Annotated in this window: 13 protein-coding genes; 9 read left to right on the forward strand and 4 right to left on the reverse strand. The window is 57.7% G+C overall.

Annotation, left to right across the window (positions count from 1 at the left end; all coding sequences use genetic code 11):
- Position 1 precedes the first annotated feature (1 nt).
- A complete protein-coding gene (locus tag EoCCA6_RS03950; protein ID WP_152081566.1) occupies positions 2 to 1,585 on the forward strand; it encodes a TerC family protein in 1,584 nt (527 codons plus the stop codon).
- 86 nt (positions 1,586 to 1,671) lie between these two features.
- On the opposite strand, the gene asmA is transcribed toward EoCCA6_RS03950, so the two are convergent.
- The 3 genes from asmA to udk all read right to left on the reverse strand — a co-directional run bounded on the left by asmA (position 1,672) and on the right by udk (position 4,859).
- A complete protein-coding gene (gene asmA / locus EoCCA6_RS03955) occupies positions 1,672 to 3,522 on the reverse strand; it encodes an outer membrane assembly protein AsmA (protein WP_152081567.1) in 1,851 nt (616 codons plus the stop codon).
- 22 nt (positions 3,523 to 3,544) lie between these two features.
- Positions 3,545 to 4,126: a dCTP deaminase gene (gene dcd, locus EoCCA6_RS03960; RefSeq protein WP_152081568.1), complete on the reverse strand. Its 582-nt coding sequence runs from the start codon at positions 4,124 to 4,126 to the stop codon at positions 3,545 to 3,547.
- 91 nt (positions 4,127 to 4,217) lie between these two features.
- Positions 4,218 to 4,859, reverse strand: coding sequence for a uridine kinase (gene udk, locus EoCCA6_RS03965; RefSeq protein WP_152081569.1), 642 nt, complete (start codon positions 4,857 to 4,859; stop codon positions 4,218 to 4,220).
- A 342-nt stretch (positions 4,860 to 5,201) separates the two neighbouring features.
- On the opposite strand from udk, the gene EoCCA6_RS03970 reads away from it, so the two are divergent.
- Entirely contained in the window at positions 5,202 to 8,531 is a 3,330-nt protein-coding gene (locus EoCCA6_RS03970; protein WP_152081570.1) for a diguanylate cyclase, read from the forward strand.
- Here the strand turns inward: EoCCA6_RS03970 and alkA are convergent.
- Positions 8,496 to 9,368, reverse strand: a complete 873-nt coding sequence (gene alkA / locus EoCCA6_RS03975) for a DNA-3-methyladenine glycosylase 2 (RefSeq protein WP_152081571.1) — start codon at positions 9,366 to 9,368, stop codon at positions 8,496 to 8,498. The two genes, EoCCA6_RS03970 and alkA, sit on opposite strands and share 36 nt — an antisense overlap.
- A gap of 130 nt (positions 9,369 to 9,498) precedes the next feature.
- Here alkA and yegD point away from each other — a divergent pair, with 130 nt between their 5' ends.
- The 7 genes from yegD (at position 9,499) to baeR (ending at position 21,984) form a co-directional block, all read left to right on the forward strand.
- Positions 9,499 to 10,851, forward strand: a complete 1,353-nt coding sequence (yegD, locus tag EoCCA6_RS03980) for a molecular chaperone (RefSeq protein ID WP_152081572.1) — start codon at positions 9,499 to 9,501, stop codon at positions 10,849 to 10,851.
- A gap of 195 nt (positions 10,852 to 11,046) precedes the next feature.
- The gene (locus EoCCA6_RS03985) at positions 11,047 to 12,249 is read left to right on the forward strand and encodes an MdtA/MuxA family multidrug efflux RND transporter periplasmic adaptor subunit (protein WP_152081573.1); all 1,203 of its coding nucleotides are present in this window, start codon (positions 11,047 to 11,049) and stop codon (positions 12,247 to 12,249) included.
- Positions 12,249 to 15,371 carry an MdtB/MuxB family multidrug efflux RND transporter permease subunit gene (locus EoCCA6_RS03990; protein ID WP_152081574.1) on the forward strand — a complete coding sequence of 1,041 codons (3,123 nt, stop codon included), beginning with the start codon at positions 12,249 to 12,251 and terminating at the stop codon, positions 15,369 to 15,371. The genes EoCCA6_RS03985 and EoCCA6_RS03990 overlap by 1 nt, the downstream gene beginning before the upstream one ends.
- Complete coding sequence (mdtC, locus tag EoCCA6_RS03995) at positions 15,372 to 18,449, forward strand: multidrug efflux RND transporter permease subunit MdtC (RefSeq protein ID WP_152081575.1); 3,078 nt, start codon at positions 15,372 to 15,374, stop codon at positions 18,447 to 18,449.
- Positions 18,450 to 19,865 carry an MFS transporter gene (mdtD, locus tag EoCCA6_RS04000; protein ID WP_152081576.1) on the forward strand — a complete coding sequence of 472 codons (1,416 nt, stop codon included), beginning with the start codon at positions 18,450 to 18,452 and terminating at the stop codon, positions 19,863 to 19,865.
- Entirely contained in the window at positions 19,862 to 21,265 is a 1,404-nt protein-coding gene (gene baeS, locus EoCCA6_RS04005) for an envelope stress sensor histidine kinase BaeS (RefSeq protein WP_152081577.1), read from the forward strand. The genes mdtD and baeS overlap by 4 nt, the downstream gene beginning before the upstream one ends.
- Complete coding sequence (baeR, locus tag EoCCA6_RS04010; protein ID WP_152081578.1) at positions 21,262 to 21,984, forward strand: envelope stress response regulator BaeR; 723 nt, start codon at positions 21,262 to 21,264, stop codon at positions 21,982 to 21,984. Before baeS ends, baeR begins: the two co-directional genes overlap by 4 nt.
- Positions 21,985 to 22,138 lie beyond the last annotated feature (154 nt).

The following is a 22,138-nucleotide window of genomic DNA, read 5'->3' on the forward strand; positions in this document are numbered from 1 at the left end:
TATGGAATGGATTGCCGATCCATCAATCTGGGCCGGACTGGTCACGCTGGTCGTCATCGAATTAGTGCTCGGTATCGATAATCTGGTCTTTATCGCCATCCTCGCCGAAAAGCTGCCCCCTTCACAGCGCGACCGCGCGCGCGTCACGGGCTTATTACTGGCGATGGTGATGCGTTTGCTGCTGCTGGCCTCAATCTCCTGGCTGGTCACCCTCACCAAACCGCTGTTCGCCGTTCATGGCCTCAGCTTTAGCGCCCGCGACCTGATTATGCTTTTTGGCGGGTTGTTCCTGCTCTTCAAAGCAACGGTCGAACTGAACGAGCGGCTTGAAGGGAAAGACAGCGAAAACCCTACCCAGCGCCGGGGCGCGAAGTTCTGGCCGGTTGTGGCGCAAATCGTGGTGCTGGATGCCGTCTTTTCGCTGGACTCGGTCATCACCGCTGTCGGGATGGTGGACCATCTGGCCGTTATGATGGCCGCAGTGATCATCGCCATCACGTTGATGGTTATGGCGAGCAAGGCACTGACACGCTTTGTAAACAGCCACCCGACCATCGTTATCCTGTGTCTGAGCTTCCTGCTGATGATCGGCTTTAGCCTGGTGGCAGATGGTTTTGGCTTCCACATTCCAAAAGGCTATCTGTATGCCGCGATTGGCTTCTCGGTGATGATTGAAGCGCTCAATCAACTGGCGATTTTCAACCGCCGCCGCTTCCTCTCCGCGAATCAGACCCTTCGTCAGCGCACCGCCGACACGGTAATGCGTCTGCTAAGCGGACAAAAAGAGGATGCCGAGCTGGACGCCGAATCCTCTGCGATGCTTGCCGACCAGAGTGACAACCCGCTCTTTAACCCGCAGGAGCGGCGGATGATTGAGCGCGTGCTCAATCTGAACCAGCGCTCGGTGAGCAGCATCATGACCTCCCGACACGACATCGAACATATCGATCTGACCGCGCCGGAGGCGCAAATTCGAACCCTGCTGGATAAAAACCAGCACACCCGCGTCGTCGTAACCGGTGGTGAAGAGGAGGAAGAACTGCTGGGCGTGGTACACGTGATCGACCTGCTGCAACAGCAACTCCACGGCGAGCCGCTTAATTTGCGCGCGCTGGTGCGCCAGCCACTGGTGTTCCCGGAGGCGCTGCCGTTACTCTCCGCGCTGGAGCAGTTCCGCAACGCGCGCACGCACTTCGCTTTTGTGGTGGATGAGTTTGGTTCCGTTGAAGGGCTGGTGACGCTGAGCGACGTGATGGAAACCATCGCCGGTAACCTGCCGAATGAAGTGGACGAGATTGATGCCCGCCACGACATTCAAAAGAACGCTGACGGCACCTGGACGGCGAATGGTCATATGCCGCTTGAGGATCTGGTGCAGTACGTGCCGCTACCCCTGGATGATAAACGCGAGTATCACACGATTGCCGGTTTGTTGATGGAGTATCTGCAACGCATTCCGGAACCCGGCGAAGAAGTTCAGGTGGGGGAATATATGATTAAAACGTTACAGGTTGAGAGTCATCGCGTACAGAAGGTGCAACTGATACCGCTACGCACCGAGGATGAAATGGATTTTGAAGTGTAGGTAAAAACAAAACGGCAACCCCGTTGCCGTTTTTAGTGTTTGCACCCTCTCCCACAGGAGAGGGTATCAGGCCGCATCCCACACGCTCACAGCTTGTCTAACAGCTTCTTCACGTCTTTTCCGGTCTGGGAGTCTTTGTTGCGATCCGCCCAGTTGTTCAGCCGACGTTTTGCTTCATCCTGCAGATGCTTACGCAGGATCTGGTCTACCTGCAGACTGTAATTCAGCGCCTGCCATTTTCCATAGACGTTCAGCGGAATGGGTGTCTCTTTCAGGAAGTCCACCAGCTCACCCTCACCTTTCCAGCCGCCGAGCACGCGGACATTAAAGCGGGTATCTGCCGTCTCTTTGATGAGATCAAGCGTTCCCGTACCGGTTAATGCCAGCAGGGATGAGGTTCCCTGCATATCATCCAGAGAAAGTTGCCCTTTCTCCAGCGTCAGCTGGCTGGTAAAGCTATCAAGACGGGTTGCGCTGTCGTAATTCTCACTGGCCTTCACATTGCTGCTGCGTTCAACAGCCTGCTGCACCAGTTGCTGGAAGTTAAGCCCCTCCATGCGGGTATCTTTCAGCTCGACATGTGCCTGACCCTGCCAGTTATGACGGAACGCATCGGCATCAATCTTCATGCCGGAGAAGTCCCCTGCCAGCGTCAGTTGCCCCGTCAGTGCAATCGGGTAATTAAAGGCTTTGAGGATCGTACCAATCTCAACGTTTTCAAGACGCGGCTGGAACTCAGCGCTGGAAATATCTTTACGGACATCCAGCGTCCCCGGCAGAGACAGATGCCCTGCCCCCATCTTGCCGCTCAGTTCAGAGATAACCAGCAGACCATTGTGGTTGAACATCTGGCTGCTGACATCGGTAAAATCAATGCCACGCCAGCGAACGCTGTTGGCTTTCAGCAGAATGTCAGCCGTAAACCCGCGCAGCCCGTTGTAGTCAGGTTGTTCAAGGTTAGACGAGATAACCGGACGCGACTGCGCCATCTGGCTTTGCCCGGTCTGGGCAACATCGCTGTCAGCGGCACTGACCGGTTGAGGCGGGAGCAGGTTCTCCAGGTTCAGCTTATCGAACTGCAGATCAAAGACCCATTTCGGCTTTTCTTCGAGGGAGACGCTCGCCTGTCCTTTCAGACTGCTGTCATTGGCCTGCAGGTTGAGATTATTCAGCGCCAGCTGTTTTTGCTCTTCGCGCCACACAGCCTGCAGCGTCCCCTGGCCCACGATGCCTTTTGTCGGAAGATCGGCCCCCGACAACTGCCAGTTGAGCTGCTGGATATCCGCCGTCAGTTGATGCGGATAGTCTGAGGCGTTCACATTGGCATTCAGCGATAACGTCAGATCGCGCTGATCGCGGTTGACCCGCCCGGAGAATTCCATCGTGCCAATATGGTTCGCATCCTGCTCCATCTTCAGGTTGATGTTGCGCACGGTGATCTGCTCGTCGTCCTCATGCTGGAAGACCAGCACGCTGTCAGCGACTTTCAGGTTACCGATATCAAACGACCAGCCGGTATCAGAAGGCACATCAGGCAAGGTATTTTCGCGCGGGGCGACCGGAGCGTCCGCCTGACGGACAGCTTCCGTTTGCGGCGTAAGCTGGATCACCGCCCCTTTCAGCATCACCTGATCAACCTGCAGCTGGTGCGAGAGGAGCGGGATCAGCGCCACATCCAGACGCATGTTGTCCGCCGACACCAGCGGCTGGGATGCTCCTGGTGCAGTTAACGACATGCGGCCAGAAAGAATGCTAAGTTGAGGCCAGACATGCCAGCGCAGCGGCCCGTCCAGCTTAAGTTCATAACCACTGCGTGCTTCAACCTGCCGCACCATATACGCGCGAAAGTCATTCGGGTTAACCAGTAGCACCAACGCCGAAAGGCCAGCAACCAGCACCACCAGCAAAATCATCAGCGTTGTCAGAACTCTTCTCATGGCATCCTCAGTGGACTAACAATCAGTCTTTATCAATACGACTGGCGACCGCACCCTGCTGGTCGCGATATTTTGCGTCCTGGCGGCGGTTATAAGGCCGATCCGCTGGCCCCGTCAGGGGTTCAAAGCTCAGCGCACCAATCATCATGCCCGGACGCAGTGCCAGCGGCAGCTTACCGGCATTGAAGAACTCCAGCACAATGCGACCCGACCAACCTGGATCGATGCGGTGCGCGGTGACGTGCACCATCAGGCCCAGACGCGCCAGTGAGGAGCGGCCATCAAGCCAGCCAACCAGATCCGCAGGCAGCGTCACAGACTCAAAGGTGACAGCCAGCGCCAGCTCACCGGGATGAAGATAAAAGGCTTCGCCATCGTCGAGAACAATTTCGTCACTCATGACGCGATCCAGCGCAGCACTCACTTCATCTTTTGGCCCGCTAAGGTCAATAAACGGTGCCGTGTGGCCGCTGAACGTGCGGAATTTATTGCCCAGACGCACATCAACGGTAACGCCGTTAATGCGCTCCACGGGCGGTCGCGGGGTGATAGACAGGCGGCCTTCATCCAGCCAGGCTTCTATATCGCGGTCACAAAGACGCATGGCACTTTCTCCTTTCGTGCATCGTGCCCTGCAGCTTTACAGGCTCAGGGCAAAACCAGGTTATCTCTGAACGGTACACAATTCGCGCAGCTTATTCAAAAAACTGACTGATTTTCGCTTTTAAGATATCAATGGCGATACGGTTTTTACCGCCGCGCGGCACGATAATATCGGCGTATTGCTTGGAAGGCTCGATAAATTGCAGGAACATCGGGCGAACCGTTTTCTGGTATTGCGCCATCACCGAGTCCATAGAACGACCACGCTCGTTAACGTCGCGCTTGATGCGGCGCATCAGGCAGATATCCAGTGGCGTATCGACGAAAATCGAGAAGTTCATTGATTCGCGCAGTCGCGCGTCGGTCAGCAGCAGAATGCCTTCAAGGATAATGACCTTCTTCGGCTCAATGCGCACGGTTTCCTGAGTGCGGGTATGTTCTACATAACTGTAGACCGGCAATTCAATCGCCTGGCCGCTCTTAAGGGCTTCTAAATGCTGGAACAGCAGGCTGTGATCCATTGCATTTGGGTGGTCGTAGTTGGTTTTTACGCGCTCTTCCATCGAAAGATGGGATTGGTCTTTGTAATAGCTGTCTTCGGGAATAACGCCGATGTGCTCATCACCAACTTGTTCACGCAGTTCGCGATAAAGCGTACTGGCAATAAGACTTTTACCTGAAGCCGATGCGCCGGCGATGCCTATAATGACGCACTGATGAGACTTATCAGTCATAAATTTAGCGACCTGATTAACCTGGATGTTAAGGAAGGACGACGCCGGAGCGTCAAACGCGGCAATTATAGGGATTTCGCGGGCATGATACCAGTCGAATGCGCAGGTTATGCGAGACGCCCTGAAAAGTGGCTTTTGCTCCCTTAGCGAAATTTAAACGACCACTTTTTCAGCGTTTAACAGGATTTTTTTGCAGAGTAACTATTTAATAAGTCTATGATGTCAAATTCTGAGCAGTCGGCATATGAATTGTAAATTGTTTGTACTAGCATAAACCAAATTCTTAATTTCACGCGCCCGGACCTGGCTCCTGACGGCATGGCGTCCCTGGATAATGCGGTAATGAATAAACAATACCAGCGGGTTTTGGTTACTACCCCCCATCCTTTATTGCGACTTGTCTGCCTGGGGCTGATCACCTTCATTTTTACCCTTTTCTCGCTGGAATTAACCCGCTTTGGCACGCTGCTGGCACCGTTATGGTTCCCCACATCGATCATGATGGTGGCGTTTTACCGTCATGCGGGGAAAATGTGGCCCGGCATTGCACTGGCCTGTTCATTCGGCAATATTTTTGCTTCCTGGATGCTCTTTTCCTGGGAGTCCATCAACCTCACCTATACCTCGATAAACGTTATTGAGGCTTGTATTGGTGCGTTATTGCTACGCAAATTGCTGCCCTGGTATAACCCGCTGCAAAACCTCAACGACTGGATTCGCCTGGCAGCAGGCAGCGCCCTGATACCGCCGCTGGTGGGCGGCGTACTGGTTCATTTACTGGTTCCAAGCGCGGACCCACTGCGTAATTTCCTTGTCTGGGTGTTGTCGGAAACCATCGGTGCGCTGGCGCTGGTGCCGTTAGGCCTGCTGTTTAAACCACATTACCTGCTGCGCCATCGCAACCCAAAACTGCTGCTGGAAACCCTCGTCACCATGGCCGTGACGCTGGTGCTGTGCTGGGCGGCGATAACCTGGCTGCCGTGGCCCTTTACCTGCGTTATTGTCCTGCTGATGTGGAGCGCGGTGCGTCTGCCCCGGATGGAAGCCTTCCTGGTGTTTCTGGTCACGGTGATGATGGTGTCACTGATGATGGCGCGCAATCCTATAACCGTGACGCCGCAAAACCTTCTTGTGACGTTTAATGCTCCGTGGCTGCCATTCCTGATGATGCTGCTGCCCGCCAATATTATGACGATGGTGATGTATGCCTTCCGCGCAGAACGCAAACATATCACCGAGAGCGAAGAGCGTTTTCGTAACGCGATGGAATATTCCGCGATTGGTATGGCGCTGGTCGGCATTGATGGCCAGTGGCTGCAGGCTAACAAGGCCCTGTGTAACTTCCTCGGTTATAGCCAGGCAGAGCTACAGTCCCTCACCTTCCAGCAGCTGACCTGGCCGGAAGATTTGAACACCGATCTGGAACAGCTTGAACAACTGGTCAACGGGGATATCAACACTTACAGCCTTGAGAAGCGCTACTACACCCGCAACGGGGAAGTGGTCTGGGCGCTGCTCGCCGTCTCCGTTGTGCGCCATGCCGACGGCACTCCCCTCTATTTTATTGCTCAGATTGAAGACATTAACGACCTGAAGCACACCGAATGGGTTAACAAGCGTTTGATGGAGCGCATTACACTCGCCAACGAAGCGGGTGGGATCGGCATCTGGGAGTGGGATCTGGTGCCTGACATTATCAGCTGGGATAAGCGGATGTTTGAGCTGTATGAGATCCCGCCGCACATTAAACCCACGTGGCAGCTCTGGCACGAGGCGATAATACCGGAAGACCGGGCACATGCCGAACAGGTGCTCCGGGATTCATTGATGGCGAGGCTGCCGTTTAAGCTCGAATTTCGCATCCGCGTGAAGGAGGGCGTTCGCCATATCCGCTCGCTTGCGAATCGGGTGCTGAATAAACAGGGCGAGGTCGAACGTCTGCTCGGCATTAATATGGACATGACCGAGGTTAAGCAGCTTAACGAGGCTCTGTTCCAGGAAAAAGAGCGTCTGCACATTACCCTCGACTCCATCGGTGAAGCGGTACTCTGTACCGATATCGACATGAACGTCACCTTTATGAACCCGGTGGCCGAGAAAATGAGCGGCTGGACGCAAATCGAGGCAATGGGGCAGCCCATCCTGAAAGTGCTGCACATTACCTTTGGTGAGAAAGGCCCGCTGATGGAAAATATCCACAGCGGTGATATGTCCCGCGCTGATATCGAACAGGATGTGGTGCTCAACTGCCGCAACGGCGGGTGCTTTGACATCCATTACAGCATCACCCCGCTCAGTACGCTGGACGGGCAAAATATCGGTTCCGTTCTGGTGATTCAGGACGTCACCGAGTCACGCAAGATGCTGCGCCAGCTGAGCTACAGCGCGTCGCATGATGCTCTCACCCATCTGGCCAATCGCGTGAGCTTCGAGAGCCATCTCAAACGCCTGCTACAGACGGTTCAGGAGACGCGTCAGCGTCATGCGCTGGTGTTTATCGATCTCGACCGCTTTAAGGCTGTCAACGACACCGCAGGCCATGCTGCAGGCGATGCCCTGCTCCGTGAACTCTCCTCGCTAATGCTCACCATGCTGCGCTCCAGCGATGTGCTGGCACGTCTCGGCGGTGATGAGTTTGGCCTGCTGCTGCCGGACTGCAATATTGAAAGCGCGCGCTACATTGCGGGTCGTCTGATCCACGCCATCAACGATTATCACTTTATGTGGGAGGGTCGCCTGCACCGTATCGGTGCCAGCGCGGGTATCACCCTGATTGACGACACCAATTATCAGGCAGCAGAAGTGATGTCCCAGGCCGATATCGCCTGTTACGCCTCGAAAAACAGCGGTCGCGGCGTGGTGACGGTTTATGAACCCCAGCAGGAAAGAGTCCACAGCACGCGCAGCATGATGTCGCTTGATGAGCAGTGGCACATGATTAAAGACAACCATCTGATGATGATAGCCCGCAGCGTCGCGTCCCCTCGCATCCCGGAGAGCAGCAACTTCTGGCTGATCTCATTACGCCTGTGGACCAGCCAGGGCGAAGTTCAGGAGGAGCACGCCTTCCGCGCCGGACTGGCAGAGCCTGAACTGCTGCATGCGCTCGACAGACGTATTTTCAGTGAGTTTTTCCGCACTTATGCAACACAGGTCGCCGCGAAAGGCATGGGCGTTGCGCTTCCGCTCTCTGAAGCCGGTCTGGCCAGCGTCACGCTGGTTGATGAACTGCTGGATCTGCTGGAGAAAGGCCCATTACCGGGGCGTCTGTTGCATCTGATGATCGCCGTCGATGTGCTGAGCAACCCGGATGAAAACGTCCAGCAAAGCCTGCAAAAACTCCGGCACGCGGGCTGCCGGATAATATTGAGCCAGGTAGGGCGCGACATGAGCGTCTTTAACCACCTCAGCGCCAACATGGCCGATTATCTGATGCTGGACGCGGAAATCGTGAGTAATGTCCACGGGAATCTGATGGATGAGATGATGGTCACCATCATTCAGGGGCACGCTCGCCGCCTGGGGATGAAAACCATCGCCGGACCGGGCAATCAGCCCATTATGATGGACACGCTCTCCGGCATCGGCATCGATTTTATTTATGGTGATACCATCGCCGAACCACAGCCGCTGGAATTACTGCTGAACACCAGCTACTTCGCCATCAACTGAGGGTGACCAGCCCTCGGTGTACCAGATATGTAAAAGCGCATAAGAGCGCCACGGCTGCCAGCGTTCGGCGTAACGACGGATCTGTGCGGGCGTCATGCCGCTGAAGCGTTGTTTAATCAGGTAGTCATCCGGCAGGAAAACATCTTTCGCCTGCCAGCCGCGCAGGGCCAGATAGCTGGCGGTCCAGCGCCCTATTCCGGGACGCTGCTGTAGCGCTTTCATACCCGCGTCGATGTCCGCAGGCGGTGAAAGGGGAAATGTCCCGTCGACCACCGACTGCGCCAGATAAATCATCGACTCCGCACGTTTTACCGGCATCCCGAGTGCTTTTAACGCCAGCGGATCGGCGACAGCCAGCACCTCCGGTGCAGGGAAGCACATATAGCCCGGAGAATCCTTCACCGGTTCACCGTACAGCGCCACGACTCGCGACGTCAGTTTCGCCGCCATCGCCACACTGACCAGTTGCCCGAGTATAGCCCGCACACCCTGCTCCCAGGTATCCATTGCCCCCGGCAAACGTAAGCCAGGCCGCGCCGCGCCCAGTTCGCCCAGCGCGACTGAAATTTGTTGCGGATCGCAGGCGAGATCGAACAGCCGTTCGAGACGGGCAAGGCATGTTTCAGCGACGGGAAGTAACCCTGGGCTGAGCGTCACATTCAGCGTGCGGTTGATGATATCCGGCGTCACGCGGCATATTCCCTGATGCCCGCCAACGGCGAAACTGCGCTCGTAGTAGTCATCCGTCACGGTCTCGACCCCCGCTACCGCACGCGCGCCAAGAAAACCAAACATCCATTGCCAGTCGTAAGGGGGTTGCCAGGTCAGGGTATACATCGCTGCTCCTTCTGTGTTCTCCACAGCATAAACCGAAAGGCCTTGTTTCGCCTTGCTTTCATATTCCAGTTGTCGCCAGGCGGACATTTCGCTAAAGTCTCGCCCCTTCTCACCGGCATGGGGATGTAATGTGTTTATTGGATTCGACTACGGCACCGCAAACTGTTCGGTTGCGGTGATGCAAAACGGGCAACCGCAGCTCCTGAAAATGGAAAACGAGAGCACGCTGCTGCCGTCAATGCTCTGCGCTCCAACGCGCGAAGCGGTAAGCGAATGGCTTTTTCGCCATCATCAAATCCCGGCCACCGCAGCAGAAACCCAGGCATTGCTACGCCGGGCGGTCAGTTTTAACCGCGAGGAAGACATTGACGTCACGCCTTCCAGCGTGCAGTTCGGCCTCGCTTCGCTCGGGCACTACATTGAAGATCCGGAAGAGGTCTACTTCGTCAAATCACCGAAATCCTTCCTGGGAGCCAGCGGCCTGAAGCCACAACAGGTGGCGCTGTTTGAAGATCTGGTGTGTGCCATGATGCTGCACATCCGTAATCAGGCGCAGAGCCAGGTGCCGGAGGCGATCACGCAGGCGGTAATTGGCCGCCCGATCAACTTCCAGGGGCTGGGTGGTGACGACGCCAACCAGCAGGCACAGGGGATACTTGAGCGTGCCGCGCACCGGGCAGGCTTCCGCGACGTCGTGTTCCAGTACGAGCCGGTTGCGGCGGGGCTGGATTTTGAAGCCACCCTGACGGAAGAGAAACGGGTGCTGGTCGTGGATATCGGCGGGGGAACCACGGACTGCTCGCTGCTGCTGATGGGCCCACAATGGCACCCACGTCGCGATCGTGAAAACAGCCTGCTGGGGCACAGCGGTTGCCGCGTGGGCGGTAACGATCTGGATATCGCGCTGGCGTTCAAGAGCCTGATGCCGCTGCTCGGCATGGGCGGGCAAACCGAAAAAGGGATCGCTCTGCCGATTCTGCCGTGGTGGAACGCTATCGCCATCAACGACGTCCCGGCGCAGAGTGATTTTTACAGCACCGCCAACGGCCGCTTCCTTAACGACATGGTGCGCGATGCCCGTGACGGCGAGAAAGTCGCACTGCTGTACAAAGTGTGGCGTCAGCGTCTCAGCTACCGCGTGGTGCGTACTGCCGAAGAGAGCAAAATCGCGCTATCGGATCGTCCTGAACATGCGGTGTCGTTGCCGTTTATCAGCGATGACCTCGCCACGGCGATTTCTCAGGAAGGGCTGGAAACGGCGCTGACACAGCCACTGCAGCGCATTCTGGAGCAGGTGCAGCTGGCACTGCAGAACGGCAAAGACAAACCGGATGTCATTTACCTGACCGGCGGTAGCGCCCGTTCGCCGCTGATCAAGAAAGCGCTGGCAGAGCAGTTGCCGGGCATTCCGATTGCCGGAGGCGATGACTTTGGCTCCGTAACGGCCGGGCTGGCGCGCTGGGCGCAGGTGATGTTTGGCTAATGCCGCTGTGCCGGGTGGCGGCTTCGCCTTACCCGGCCTACAAAACCCTCGAAAGTAGGCCGGGTAAGCGAAGCGTCACCCGGCTACACTCAGACAATTCCAGACAGTCTTCCATATTTCCTCCATTTTTCTGCCGTGTTGCCTGACTAAACTAGTATCATTCCCCGAAGTGTTTCAGGATGAGAACGTATAACGATGAAAGGCAGTAACAAATCCCGCTGGGCAATCGCCGCTGGCATCATTGTGGTGGTCCTTGCCGCCGCCTGGTACTGGCACAGCCAATCCGCGAATTCCACTGCACCCGCAGGTGCCAGCAGCCCGTCACAACGCCCAACCGGGGGTGGACGTCACGGAATGCGCGGCGGTGCGCTGGCTCCGGTTCAGGCGGCGACGGCGGTGAATAAAGCCGTTCCGCGTTATCTCTCTGGTCTGGGCACCATTACCGCCGCTAATACCGTGACGGTGCGCAGCCGCGTTGACGGCCAGCTCATGGCGCTTCACTTCCAGGAAGGCCAGCAGGTTAAAGCGGGCGATCTGCTGGCGGAAATCGACCCAAGCCAGTTTAAGGTTGCCCTCGCCCAGGCACAGGGTCAGCTCGCCAAAGACAAAGCCACGCTCGCCAACGCGCAGCGTGATTTAGCACGCTATCAGCAACTGGTGAAAACCAACCTGGTGTCACGCCAGGAACTGGATACCCAGCAGTCGCTGGTCAGCGAGTCTCAGGGCACCATCAAAGCCGATGAAGCCGCCGTTGCCAGCGCGCAGTTGCAGCTCGACTGGAGCCGTATTACCGCGCCGATTGACGGCCGCGTCGGCCTGAAGCAGGTCGATATTGGCAACCAGATTTCCAGCGGCGATACCACGGGCATCGTGGTCATCACCCAGACCCACCCGATTGATTTGGTCTTTACCCTGCCGGAAAGCGAAATTGCGACGGTAGTACAGGCGCAAAAAGCCGGAAAAGGGCTGGTGGTTGAAGCCTGGGACCGCACCAACAAACAGAAACTCAGCGAAGGCTCCCTGTTGAGCCTCGATAACCAGATCGACACCACTACCGGCACCATCAAGCTGAAAGCGCGGTTTAACAATCAGGACGACGCCCTCTTCCCGAACCAGTTTGTGAATGCCCGGATGCTGGTCGCGACCGAAGAAAACGCGGTGGTGATCCCGACAGCAGCATTACAGATGGGGAGCGAAGGTAACTTCGTCTGGGTGCTGAACAGCGACGACAAAGTCAGTAAGCATCTGGTGAAAACCGGGATTCAGGACAGCCAGACGGTGGTGATCAGCGCCGGGCTTTCCGTGGGCGACCGCGTGGTGACCGACGGCATCGACCGCCTGACCGAAGGTGCCAAAGTCGAAGTGGTACAGCCTGAGAAACAGGGAGCAAAAGCCTGATGCAGGTGATGCCACCAGGCTCTACAGGTGGGCCATCACGCCTGTTTATTATGCGCCCTGTCGCCACGACGCTGTTGATGGTGGCGATCCTGCTTGCCGGGATTATCGGCTATCGCTTCCTGCCCGTCTCCGCACTGCCGGAGGTGGACTACCCAACGATTCAGGTGGTTACGCTCTATCCGGGTGCCAGCCCGGATGTGGTGACGTCCGCCATTACCGCCCCGCTGGAACGTCAGTTTGGCCAGATGTCCGGCCTTAAACAGATGTCCTCACAAAGTTCGGGCGGCGCATCGGTTGTGACGCTGCAGTTCCAGCTGACGCTGTCGCTGGACGTCGCCGAGCAGGAGGTACAGGCTGCAATCAACGCCGCCACTAACCTGCTGCCGTCTGACCTGCCTAACCCACCGGTCTACAGCAAAGTCAACCCGGCGGACCCGCCGATCATGACGCTCGCCGTCACCTCCTCCGCCATGCCGATGACGCAGGTGGAAGACATGGTCGAAACCCGCGTGGCGCAGAAGATTTCCCAGGTGACCGGCGTGGGCCTGGTGACGCTGGCGGGCGGGCAACGTCCGGCGGTTCGCGTAAAACTTAACGCCCAGGCCATTGCTGCGCTCGGCCTGACCAGCGAAACCATCCGCACCGCTATCAGCAGCGCCAACGTCAACTCGGCGAAAGGCTCGCTGGACGGCCCGACCCGCGCGGTAACGCTCTCCGCGAACGATCAAATGCAGTCTGCCGATGAATACCGTCAGCTGATTGTGGCTTATCAGAACGGCGCGCCGATCCGTCTGGGCGATGTAGCAACCGTTGAGCAAGGTGCGGAAAACAGCTGGCTGGGCGCGTGGGCCAACAAACAGCAGGCGATCGTAATGAACGTTCAGCGCCAGCCGGGCGCAAACATCATCGAAACCGCCGACAGCATTCGCACGATGCTCCCGCAACTCATTGACAGCCTGCCGAAATCGGTCAGCGTGAAGGTGCTTTCCGACCGCACCACCAATATTCGCGCCTCCGTAACCGACACCCAGTTTGAGCTGATGCTGGCGATCGCGCTGGTGGTGATGATCATCTACCTGTTCCTGCGTAACGTCCCGGCAACCATCATTCCTGCCGTCGCCGTGCCGCTTTCTCTGGTTGGCACCTTCGCGGTGATGGTGTTCCTGGATTTTTCGATCAACAACCTGACGCTGATGGCGCTCACCATCGCCACCGGGTTCGTGGTGGACGACGCCATCGTCGTGATAGAAAACATCTCGCGCTATATCGAAAAAGGTGAAAAGCCCTTAGCCGCCGCGCTGAAAGGGGCCGGAGAGATCGGCTTTACCATCATCTCCCTGACCTTCTCGCTGATCGCGGTGCTGATCCCGCTGCTATTTATGGGCGATATTGTCGGACGTCTGTTCCGCGAATTTGCCGTGACGCTTGCCGTCGCCATACTGATCTCCGCGGTTGTCTCGCTGACGCTGACGCCAATGATGTGCGCCCGCATGCTGAGCCACGAGTCTTTACGCAAGCAAAACCGCTTCTCTCGCGCTTCTGAACGGATGTTCGAACGCGTTATTGCAGCTTACGGCCACATGCTGGCGAAAGTGCTGAACCACCCGTGGGCGACGCTTGGCGTGGCGCTGGGGACGCTGGCATTAAGCGTGATGCTGTGGATTTTCATTCCGAAAGGCTTCTTCCCGATTCAGGATAACGGCATTATTCAGGGTACGCTGCAGGCACCGCAAACCGTTTCATTTGCCAGTATGGCCCAGCGTCAGCAGCAGGTATCTGAGATCATCATGAAAGATCCGGCTGTGGAGAGCCTGACCTCCTACGTGGGTGTCGATGGCACTAACCCGTCGCTGAACAGCGCACGTCTGCAGATCAACCTCAAACCGCTTGATGACCGCGACGATCGGGTGAACACGGTGATTGAACGTCTGCAACAGTCTGTGGCGCGCGTGCCGGGCATTGAGCTGTATCTGCAGCCCATTCAGGATCTCACCATTGATACGCAGGTGAGCCGTACCCAGTACCAGTTCACGCTGCAGGCCACTACCCTTGAGGCGCTCAGCACCTGGGTGCCACAACTGGTGGCGAAGCTGAACACATTGCCGCAGGTCTCCGATGTGAGTAGCGACTGGCAGGATAAAGGCCTGGCAGCGTATGTGAACGTCAACCGCGACACCGCCAGCCGTCTGGGTATTACCATGTCAGACGTCGACAACGCGTTGTATAACGCCTTTGGCCAGCGGCTGATCTCCACTATCTACACCCAGGCGAACCAGTATCGCGTGGTGCTGGAGCATAACACCGACAACACGCCAGGGCTTGCCGCGCTGGACTCGGTACGCCTGACCAGCAAAGACGGTGGTATCGTGCCGTTAAGCGCCATTGCTAATGTGGAAGAGCGTTATACGCCGCTGTCGATAAACCATCTGGATCAGTTCCCGTCCACCACCATTTCGTTCAACGTACCGGATAATTACTCGCTGGGCGAAGCGGTGGAAGCCATTCTCTCTGCTGAAAAAGATCTGAGCTTCCCGTCCGATATCCAGACCCAGTTCCAGGGCAGCACCCTGGCATTCCAGGCCGCGCTGGGTAACACCATCTGGCTGATCGTGGCGGCAGTGGTGGCGATGTACATTGTGCTCGGCGTGCTGTACGAAAGTTTTATCCACCCAATCACCATTCTCTCTACCCTGCCGACCGCAGGTGTGGGGGCGCTGTTGGCGCTGATGCTGGCGGGCAGCGAGCTGGATGTCATTGCCATTATCGGCATTATCCTGCTTATCGGGATCGTGAAGAAAAACGCCATCATGATGATCGACTTTGCCCTTGCCGCCGAGCGCGAGCAGGGCATGTCGCCGCGTGATGCCATCTTCCAGGCCTGCCTGCTGCGTTTTCGACCGATCCTGATGACCACGCTGGCCGCGCTACTAGGCGCACTGCCGCTGATGCTGAGCACTGGTGTGGGGGCTGAACTGCGCCGCCCTCTGGGGATTGGCATGGTCGGCGGCCTGCTGGTCAGCCAGGTGCTGACGCTGTTCACCACGCCGGTCATCTACCTGCTGTTTGACCGTCTTGCGTTGTGGACCAAAAGCCGCTTCCCGAAACGTGAAGAGGAGGCGTAAGTGAAGTTTTTTGCCCTCTTCATTTACCGCCCGGTGGCGACAATCTTAATCTCTGTCGCCATCACCCTGTGCGGCGTGCTGGGCTTTCGGCTGCTGCCGGTGGCCCCGCTGCCGCAGGTGGATTTCCCGGTGATCATGATCAGCGCCTCGCTGCCGGGCGCATCGCCGGAAACCATGGCATCGTCGGTCGCTACGCCGCTGGAACGCTCGCTCGGGCGAATTGCGGGCGTCAACGAGATGACCTCCAGCAGTTCGCTCGGCAGTACACGCATCATTCTGGAGTTCAGCTTCGACCGCGATATCAACGGCGCAGCGCGTGACGTGCAGGCGGCAATCAACGCCGCGCAAAGTCTGCTGCCAAGCGGGATGCCGAGCCGTCCGACCTATCGCAAGGCCAACCCGTCAGACGCGCCGGTGATGATCCTGACGCTCACCTCAGATACGTACTCTCAGGGCGAACTTTATGACTTTGCCTCCACGCAACTGGCGCAGACCATCGCCCAGATCGACGGCGTGGGCGACGTGGACGTCGGCGGCAGCTCCCTGCCCGCCGTGCGCGTGGGCTTAAACCCGCAGGCGCTGTTCAACCAGGGCGTGTCGCTGGACGACGTGCGTACCGCTATCAGCAACGCCAACGTGCGCAAGCCGCAGGGGGCGATTGAGAACAGCAGCCATCGCTGGCAGATCCAGACCAACGATGAGCTGAAAACCGCCGCCGAATATCAGCCGCTGATCATTCACTATAACAACGGCGCGGCGGTGCGCTTAAGTGACGTGGCCAGCGTCACCGATTCGGTGCAGGACGTGCGTAACGCCGGGATGACCAACGCGAAGCCGGCGATTTTGCTGATGATCCGCAAGCTGCCGGAAGCCAACATCATCCAGACGGTAAACAGCATCCGCGAACGTCTGCCGGAACTGCAGGAGACCATTCCGGCAGCGATTGATCTGCAGATTGCACAGGATCGCTCCCCCACCATTCGCGCCTCGCTCGAAGAGGTGGAGCAAACGCTGATCATCTCCGTGGCACTGGTGATCCTGGTGGTGTTCCTGTTCCTGCGTTCGGGACGAGCAACGCTGATCCCTGCCGTGGCGGTGCCGGTGTCGCTGATTGGCACTTTTGCGGCCATGTACCTGTGCGGTTTTAGCCTCAACAACCTGTCGCTAATGGCGTTAACCATCGCCACCGGCTTTGTGGTGGATGACGCCATTGTGGTGCTGGAGAATATCTCCCGCCACCTTGAAGCGGGGATAAAGCCGCTGCAGGCGGCACTTCAGGGGACGCGTGAAGTGGGCTTTACGGTGCTCTCCATGAGCCTGTCGCTGGTGGCGGTGTTCCTGCCGCTGTTGCTGATGGGTGGCCTGCCGGGCAGACTGCTGCGCGAGTTTGCGGTCACGCTCTCCGTCGCTATTGGCATTTCACTCCTGATATCCCTCACGCTGACGCCAATGATGTGCGGCTGGATGCTCAAACGCAGCAAACCGCACTCACAGCCGCGCCGTAAAGGCTTTGGGCGTCTTCTGATGGCAATGCAGGAGGGCTACGGAAAATCGCTGAAATGGGTACTGAACCACACGCGCATCGTCGGGCTGGTGCTGATCGCCACCATCGGGCTTAACGTCTGGATGTATATCACCATCCCGAAAACCTTCTTCCCGGAGCAGGATACCGGGGTACTGATGGGCGGCATTCAGGCGGATCAGAGCATCTCGTTCCAGGCAATGCGCGGCAAGCTGCAGGACTTTATGAAGATCATTCGTGAAGATCCGGCGGTGGATAACGTCACCGGCTTTACCGGCGGCTCACGCGTTAACAGTGGGATGATGTTTATTGCCCTGAAATCTCGCGACGAGCGTAACGAAACCGCGCAGCAGGTGATTGACCGCCTGCGCGTCAAGCTCGCCAAAGAGCCGGGCGCGAACCTGTTTTTGATGGCCGTTCAGGATATCCGCGTCGGTGGGCGTCAGGCTAATGCCAGCTATCAATACACCCTGCTCTCTGACGATTTGGCCGCCCTGCGCGAGTGGGAGCCGAAGATCCGTAAAGCACTGGCTGCCCTGCCGGAGCTGGCCGACGTCAACTCGGACAGCCAAAACAACGGCGCGGAGATGGCGCTGACCTACGATCGCGAAACTATGTCGCGACTGGGTATTGACGTTGCCGCAGCCAACAGCCTGCTGAATAACGCGTTTGGTCAGCGCGAAATCTCCACCATTTACCAGCCGATGAACCAGTACAAAGTGGTGATGGAAGTTGATCCGCGTTATACCCAGGACATCAGCGCGCTGGACAAAATGTTTGTGATTAACAACGACGGCAAGGCGATTCCGCTCTCGTACTTCGCCAGCTGGCAGCCGTCAAATGCGCCGCTCTCGGTGAATCACCAGGGGCTTTCGGCTGCATCGACCATTTCATTTAACCTGCCAACCGGTTCGTCGCTCTCAGAGGCCAGCGATGCGATCACCCGCGCAATGACGCAGCTCGGCGTACCGTCCACGGTGCGGGGCAGCTTTGCTGGCACGGCGCAGGTGTTTCAGGAGACGATGAACTCACAGGTGATTTTGATCCTGGCGGCGATAGCCACGGTCTATATCGTGCTCGGTGTGCTGTATGAAAGCTACGTTCACCCGCTGACGATCCTCTCGACCTTACCGTCGGCAGGCGTGGGGGCGCTGCTGGCACTGGAGCTTTTCGGTGCCCCATTCAGCCTAATCGCGCTGATTGGGATCATGCTATTAATAGGCATTGTGAAGAAAAACGCCATTATGATGGTCGACTTCGCGCTGGACGCCCAGCGTAACGGCAACCTGACGCCGGAGGAGGCAATATTCCAGGCCTGTCTGCTGCGTTTCCGCCCGATTATGATGACTACCCTGGCGGCGCTGTTCGGTGCCCTGCCGCTGGTGATTTCCGGGGGCGACGGTTCCGAACTGCGCCAGCCTCTCGGGATCACGATTGTCGGCGGGCTGGTGATGAGCCAGCTGCTGACGCTGTACACCACGCCGGTGGTCTATCTGTTCTTTGACCGCCTGCGGCTGCGTTTTTCGCGTAAAACCAGAACCACGGTGACCGAGTAAATGACCGACCTACCCAATAACGTTCGCTGGCAGCTTTGGATTGTCGCTTTCGGCTTCTTTATGCAGTCGCTGGATACGACCATCGTCAATACCGCCCTCCCCTCAATGGCGAAAAGCCTGGGGGAAAGCCCCCTGCACATGCATATGGTGATTGTCTCCTACGTGTTGACGGTCGCGGTGATGCTCCCTGCCAGCGGCTGGCTGGCGGACAAAGTGGGCGTGAGGAATATCTTCTTCACCGCCATTGTGCTGTTTACCGTTGGCTCCCTGTTTTGCGCGCAGGCCAATACGCTCGATCAACTGGTGATGGCGCGCGTATTGCAGGGGGTCGGCGGCGCAATGATGGTGCCTGTCGGCCGTCTCACGGTGATGAAAATCGTCCCGCGCGAGCAATATATGGCGGCGATGACCTTCGTCACCCTTCCCGGCCAGGTGGGGCCACTGCTTGGGCCTGCGCTGGGTGGAATCCTGGTGGAGTACGCCTCCTGGCACTGGATCTTCTTAATCAATCTGCCCGTCGGCATCGTCGGTGCCATCGCCACCATGATGCTAATGCCTAACTACAAGATGCAGACCCGGCGCTTTGATTTCTTTGGTTTTATTCTGCTGGCGGCCGGTATGGCGACGCTGACGCTGGCGCTCGACGGGCAAAAAGGGCTGGGAATTTCGTCCCTGACGCTGGGGATACTGGTCGCCCTCGGAATCACCGCCATTCTCTGGTATTTGTGGCATGCCAGAGGCAACGATAAAGCGCTGTTTAGCCTGTCACTGCTTAAAAATGCGACCTACCGACTGGGTCTGTTCGGCAGCTTTGCCGGGCGCATCGGTAGCGGCATGCTGCCGTTTATGACGCCGGTCTTTTTACAGATTGGCATGGGCTTCTCGCCGTTCCACGCGGGGTTAATGATGATCCCGATGGTGCTCGGCAGTATGGGCATGAAGCGCATCGTGGTGCAGGTGGTGAACCGTTTTGGCTATCGCCACGTGCTGGTCGCCGCCACGCTGGGCCTGGCGCTGGTCTGTCTGCTGTTTATGGCCGTGGCGCTGATGGGCTGGTATTACGTCCTGCCGCTGGTGCTGTTCTGCCAGGGCATCATCAACTCCATGCGCTTCTCGTCGATGAACACCCTGACGCTGAAAGACCTGCCGGATGAACTGGCAAGCAGCGGTAACAGCCTGCTGTCGATGGTGATGCAGCTTTCAATGAGCGTCGGCGTCACCGTTGCCGGATTACTGCTCGGCATGTACGGGCAGCATCATCTCAGCGTCGACACGCCGGTCGCGCACCAGGTCTTTTTATACACTTATCTCAGCATGGCGGTGATTATCGCCCTGCCCGCTTTCATCTTCGCCAGAGTACCGGACGATACGAGCAAGAACGTCGTTATCCGACGCGGCAAAAGGAGTGCACCATGAAATTCTGGCGTCCCGGCATTACCGGCAAACTTTTTGTTGCGATTTTCGCCACCTGTATCGTCCTGCTGATCACCATGCACTGGGCGGTGCGGGTCAGCTTCGAACGTGGTTTTATTGACTACATCAAACATGGCAACGAACAACGGTTACAGGGCTTAAGCGACGCGCTGGGCGAGCAGTACGCACTCCACGGGAACTGGCGTTTTTTGCGCAATAACGATCGCTTTGTTTTCCAGATCCTGCGATCGCTGGAGCACGATACCGATGACGATCGTCCCGGCCCCGGTATGCCGCCTCACGGCTGGCGTACCCAGTTCTGGGTGATCGACCAGGACATGCGGGTGCTGGTCGGCCCTCGTGCGCCGGTACCGCACGATGGCATGAAGCGCGCGATCACCGTGAACGGTGCCCCCGTTGGCTGGGTCATCGCCTCGCCGGTTGAGCGCCTCACGCGCAATACCGACATCAACTTTGACCGCCAGCAGCGCCAGACCAGCTGGCTGATTGTGGCGCTCTCCACGTTATTGGCAGCCCTCGCCACCTTCCCGCTGGCGCGCGGCCTGCTTGCGCCGGTCAAACGCCTGGTGGAAGGGACACACAAGCTGGCCGCCGGGGATTTCTCCACCCGCGTGGATACCCGCAGCCAGGACGAACTGGGGAAGCTGGCGCAGGACTTCAACCAGCTCGCCAGCACGCTGGAAAAAAACCAGCAGATGCGCCGTGACTTTATGGCCGACATCTCCCACGAGCTGCGCACGCCGCTGGCGGTGCTGCGCGGTGAGCTGGAGGCGATTCAGGACGGTGTGCGGCAGTTTACGCCGGAATCCGTCGCCTCTTTGCAAGCCGAAGTCGGCACGCTTACCAAACTGGTGGACGATCTGCACCAGCTCTCTATGTCCGACGAAGGGGCGCTGGCCTACCAGAAAGCCCCGGTGGATGTCATTAACATTCTGGAAGTCGCCAGCGGTGCCTTCCGCGAGCGTTTTGCCAGCCGTAACCTGAAAATCGACCTCTCCTTACCGGACCGCGCCGTGGTATTTGGTGACAGAGACCGTCTGATGCAGCTCTTTAATAACCTGCTGGAAAACAGCCTGCGCTATACCGACGGCGGCGGCGGGCTGCATATCTCAGGCAGGCAGGAAGAGGGCCGTTTTATCCTGACCTTTGCAGATTCCGCCCCCGGTGTACAGGATGCGCAGCTGGAAAAACTGTTTGAACGTTTTTATCGCACCGAGGGCTCGCGCAACCGCGCCAGTGGTGGCTCCGGGTTAGGGCTGGCGATTTGCGTCAACATCGTCGAAGCGCACAACGGCACGATCCGCGCCGCCCATTCGCCTTTTGGCGGGGTTAGCATTACAGTAGAGATACCGCTGGAACGGGATTTATCGAGAGAAGCATGACCGAGTTACCCATTGACGAAAACACGCCACGCATCCTGATCGTGGAGGACGAGCCTAAACTTGGGCAGTTACTGATCGACTATTTACGCGCGGCAAGCTACGCCCCTGTGCTGATTAATCATGGCGATCAGGTGCTGCCGTATGTGCGCCAGACGCCGCCGGATCTGATCCTGCTGGACTTAATGTTGCCGGGCACCGACGGCCTGACGCTGTGCCGGGAAATTCGTCGCTTCTCTGACGTGCCCGTCGTGATGGTGACCGCTAAAATCGAAGAGATCGACCGCCTGCTGGGGCTGGAAATTGGCGCAGACGATTACATCTGCAAACCGTATAGCCCGCGTGAAGTGGTCGCCCGCGTGAAAACCATCCTGCGCCGCTGTAAACCGCAGCGTGAACTGCAGGCGCTTGACGCGGAAAGCCCGCTTATCGTCGACGAGAGCCGCTTCCAGGCAAGCTGGCGCAGCAAACTTCTGGATCTCACACCCGCTGAGTTCCGCCTGCTGAAAACCCTCTCCCACGAGCCGGGGAAAGTCTTTTCTCGCGAACAGTTGCTGAACCACCTGTATGACGATTATCGCGTGGTCACCGACCGCACCATCGACAGCCATATCAAAAACCTGCGCCGCAAGCTGGAAGCGCTCGATGCCGACCAGTCGTTTATTCGCGCGGTGTACGGTGTGGGGTATCGGTGGGAAGCGGATGCCTGCAGGATTGCGTAGTCTGCTGCGGCTCAATTCAGGCCGGGTCGGGCGTAGCCGCCCCCCGGCACAATAACTTTACCTCCCCGCCCCGCAGCGCTACAATGCCCGCCCTTAATGTGGGGGATCTCCCCTTACCGCTGCACCAGGTGTACGCGGATCTGACCTGTCATCA

It is taken from the genome of Enterobacter oligotrophicus (assembly GCF_009176645.1).
Classification (GTDB): domain Bacteria; phylum Pseudomonadota; class Gammaproteobacteria; order Enterobacterales; family Enterobacteriaceae; genus Enterobacter; species Enterobacter oligotrophicus.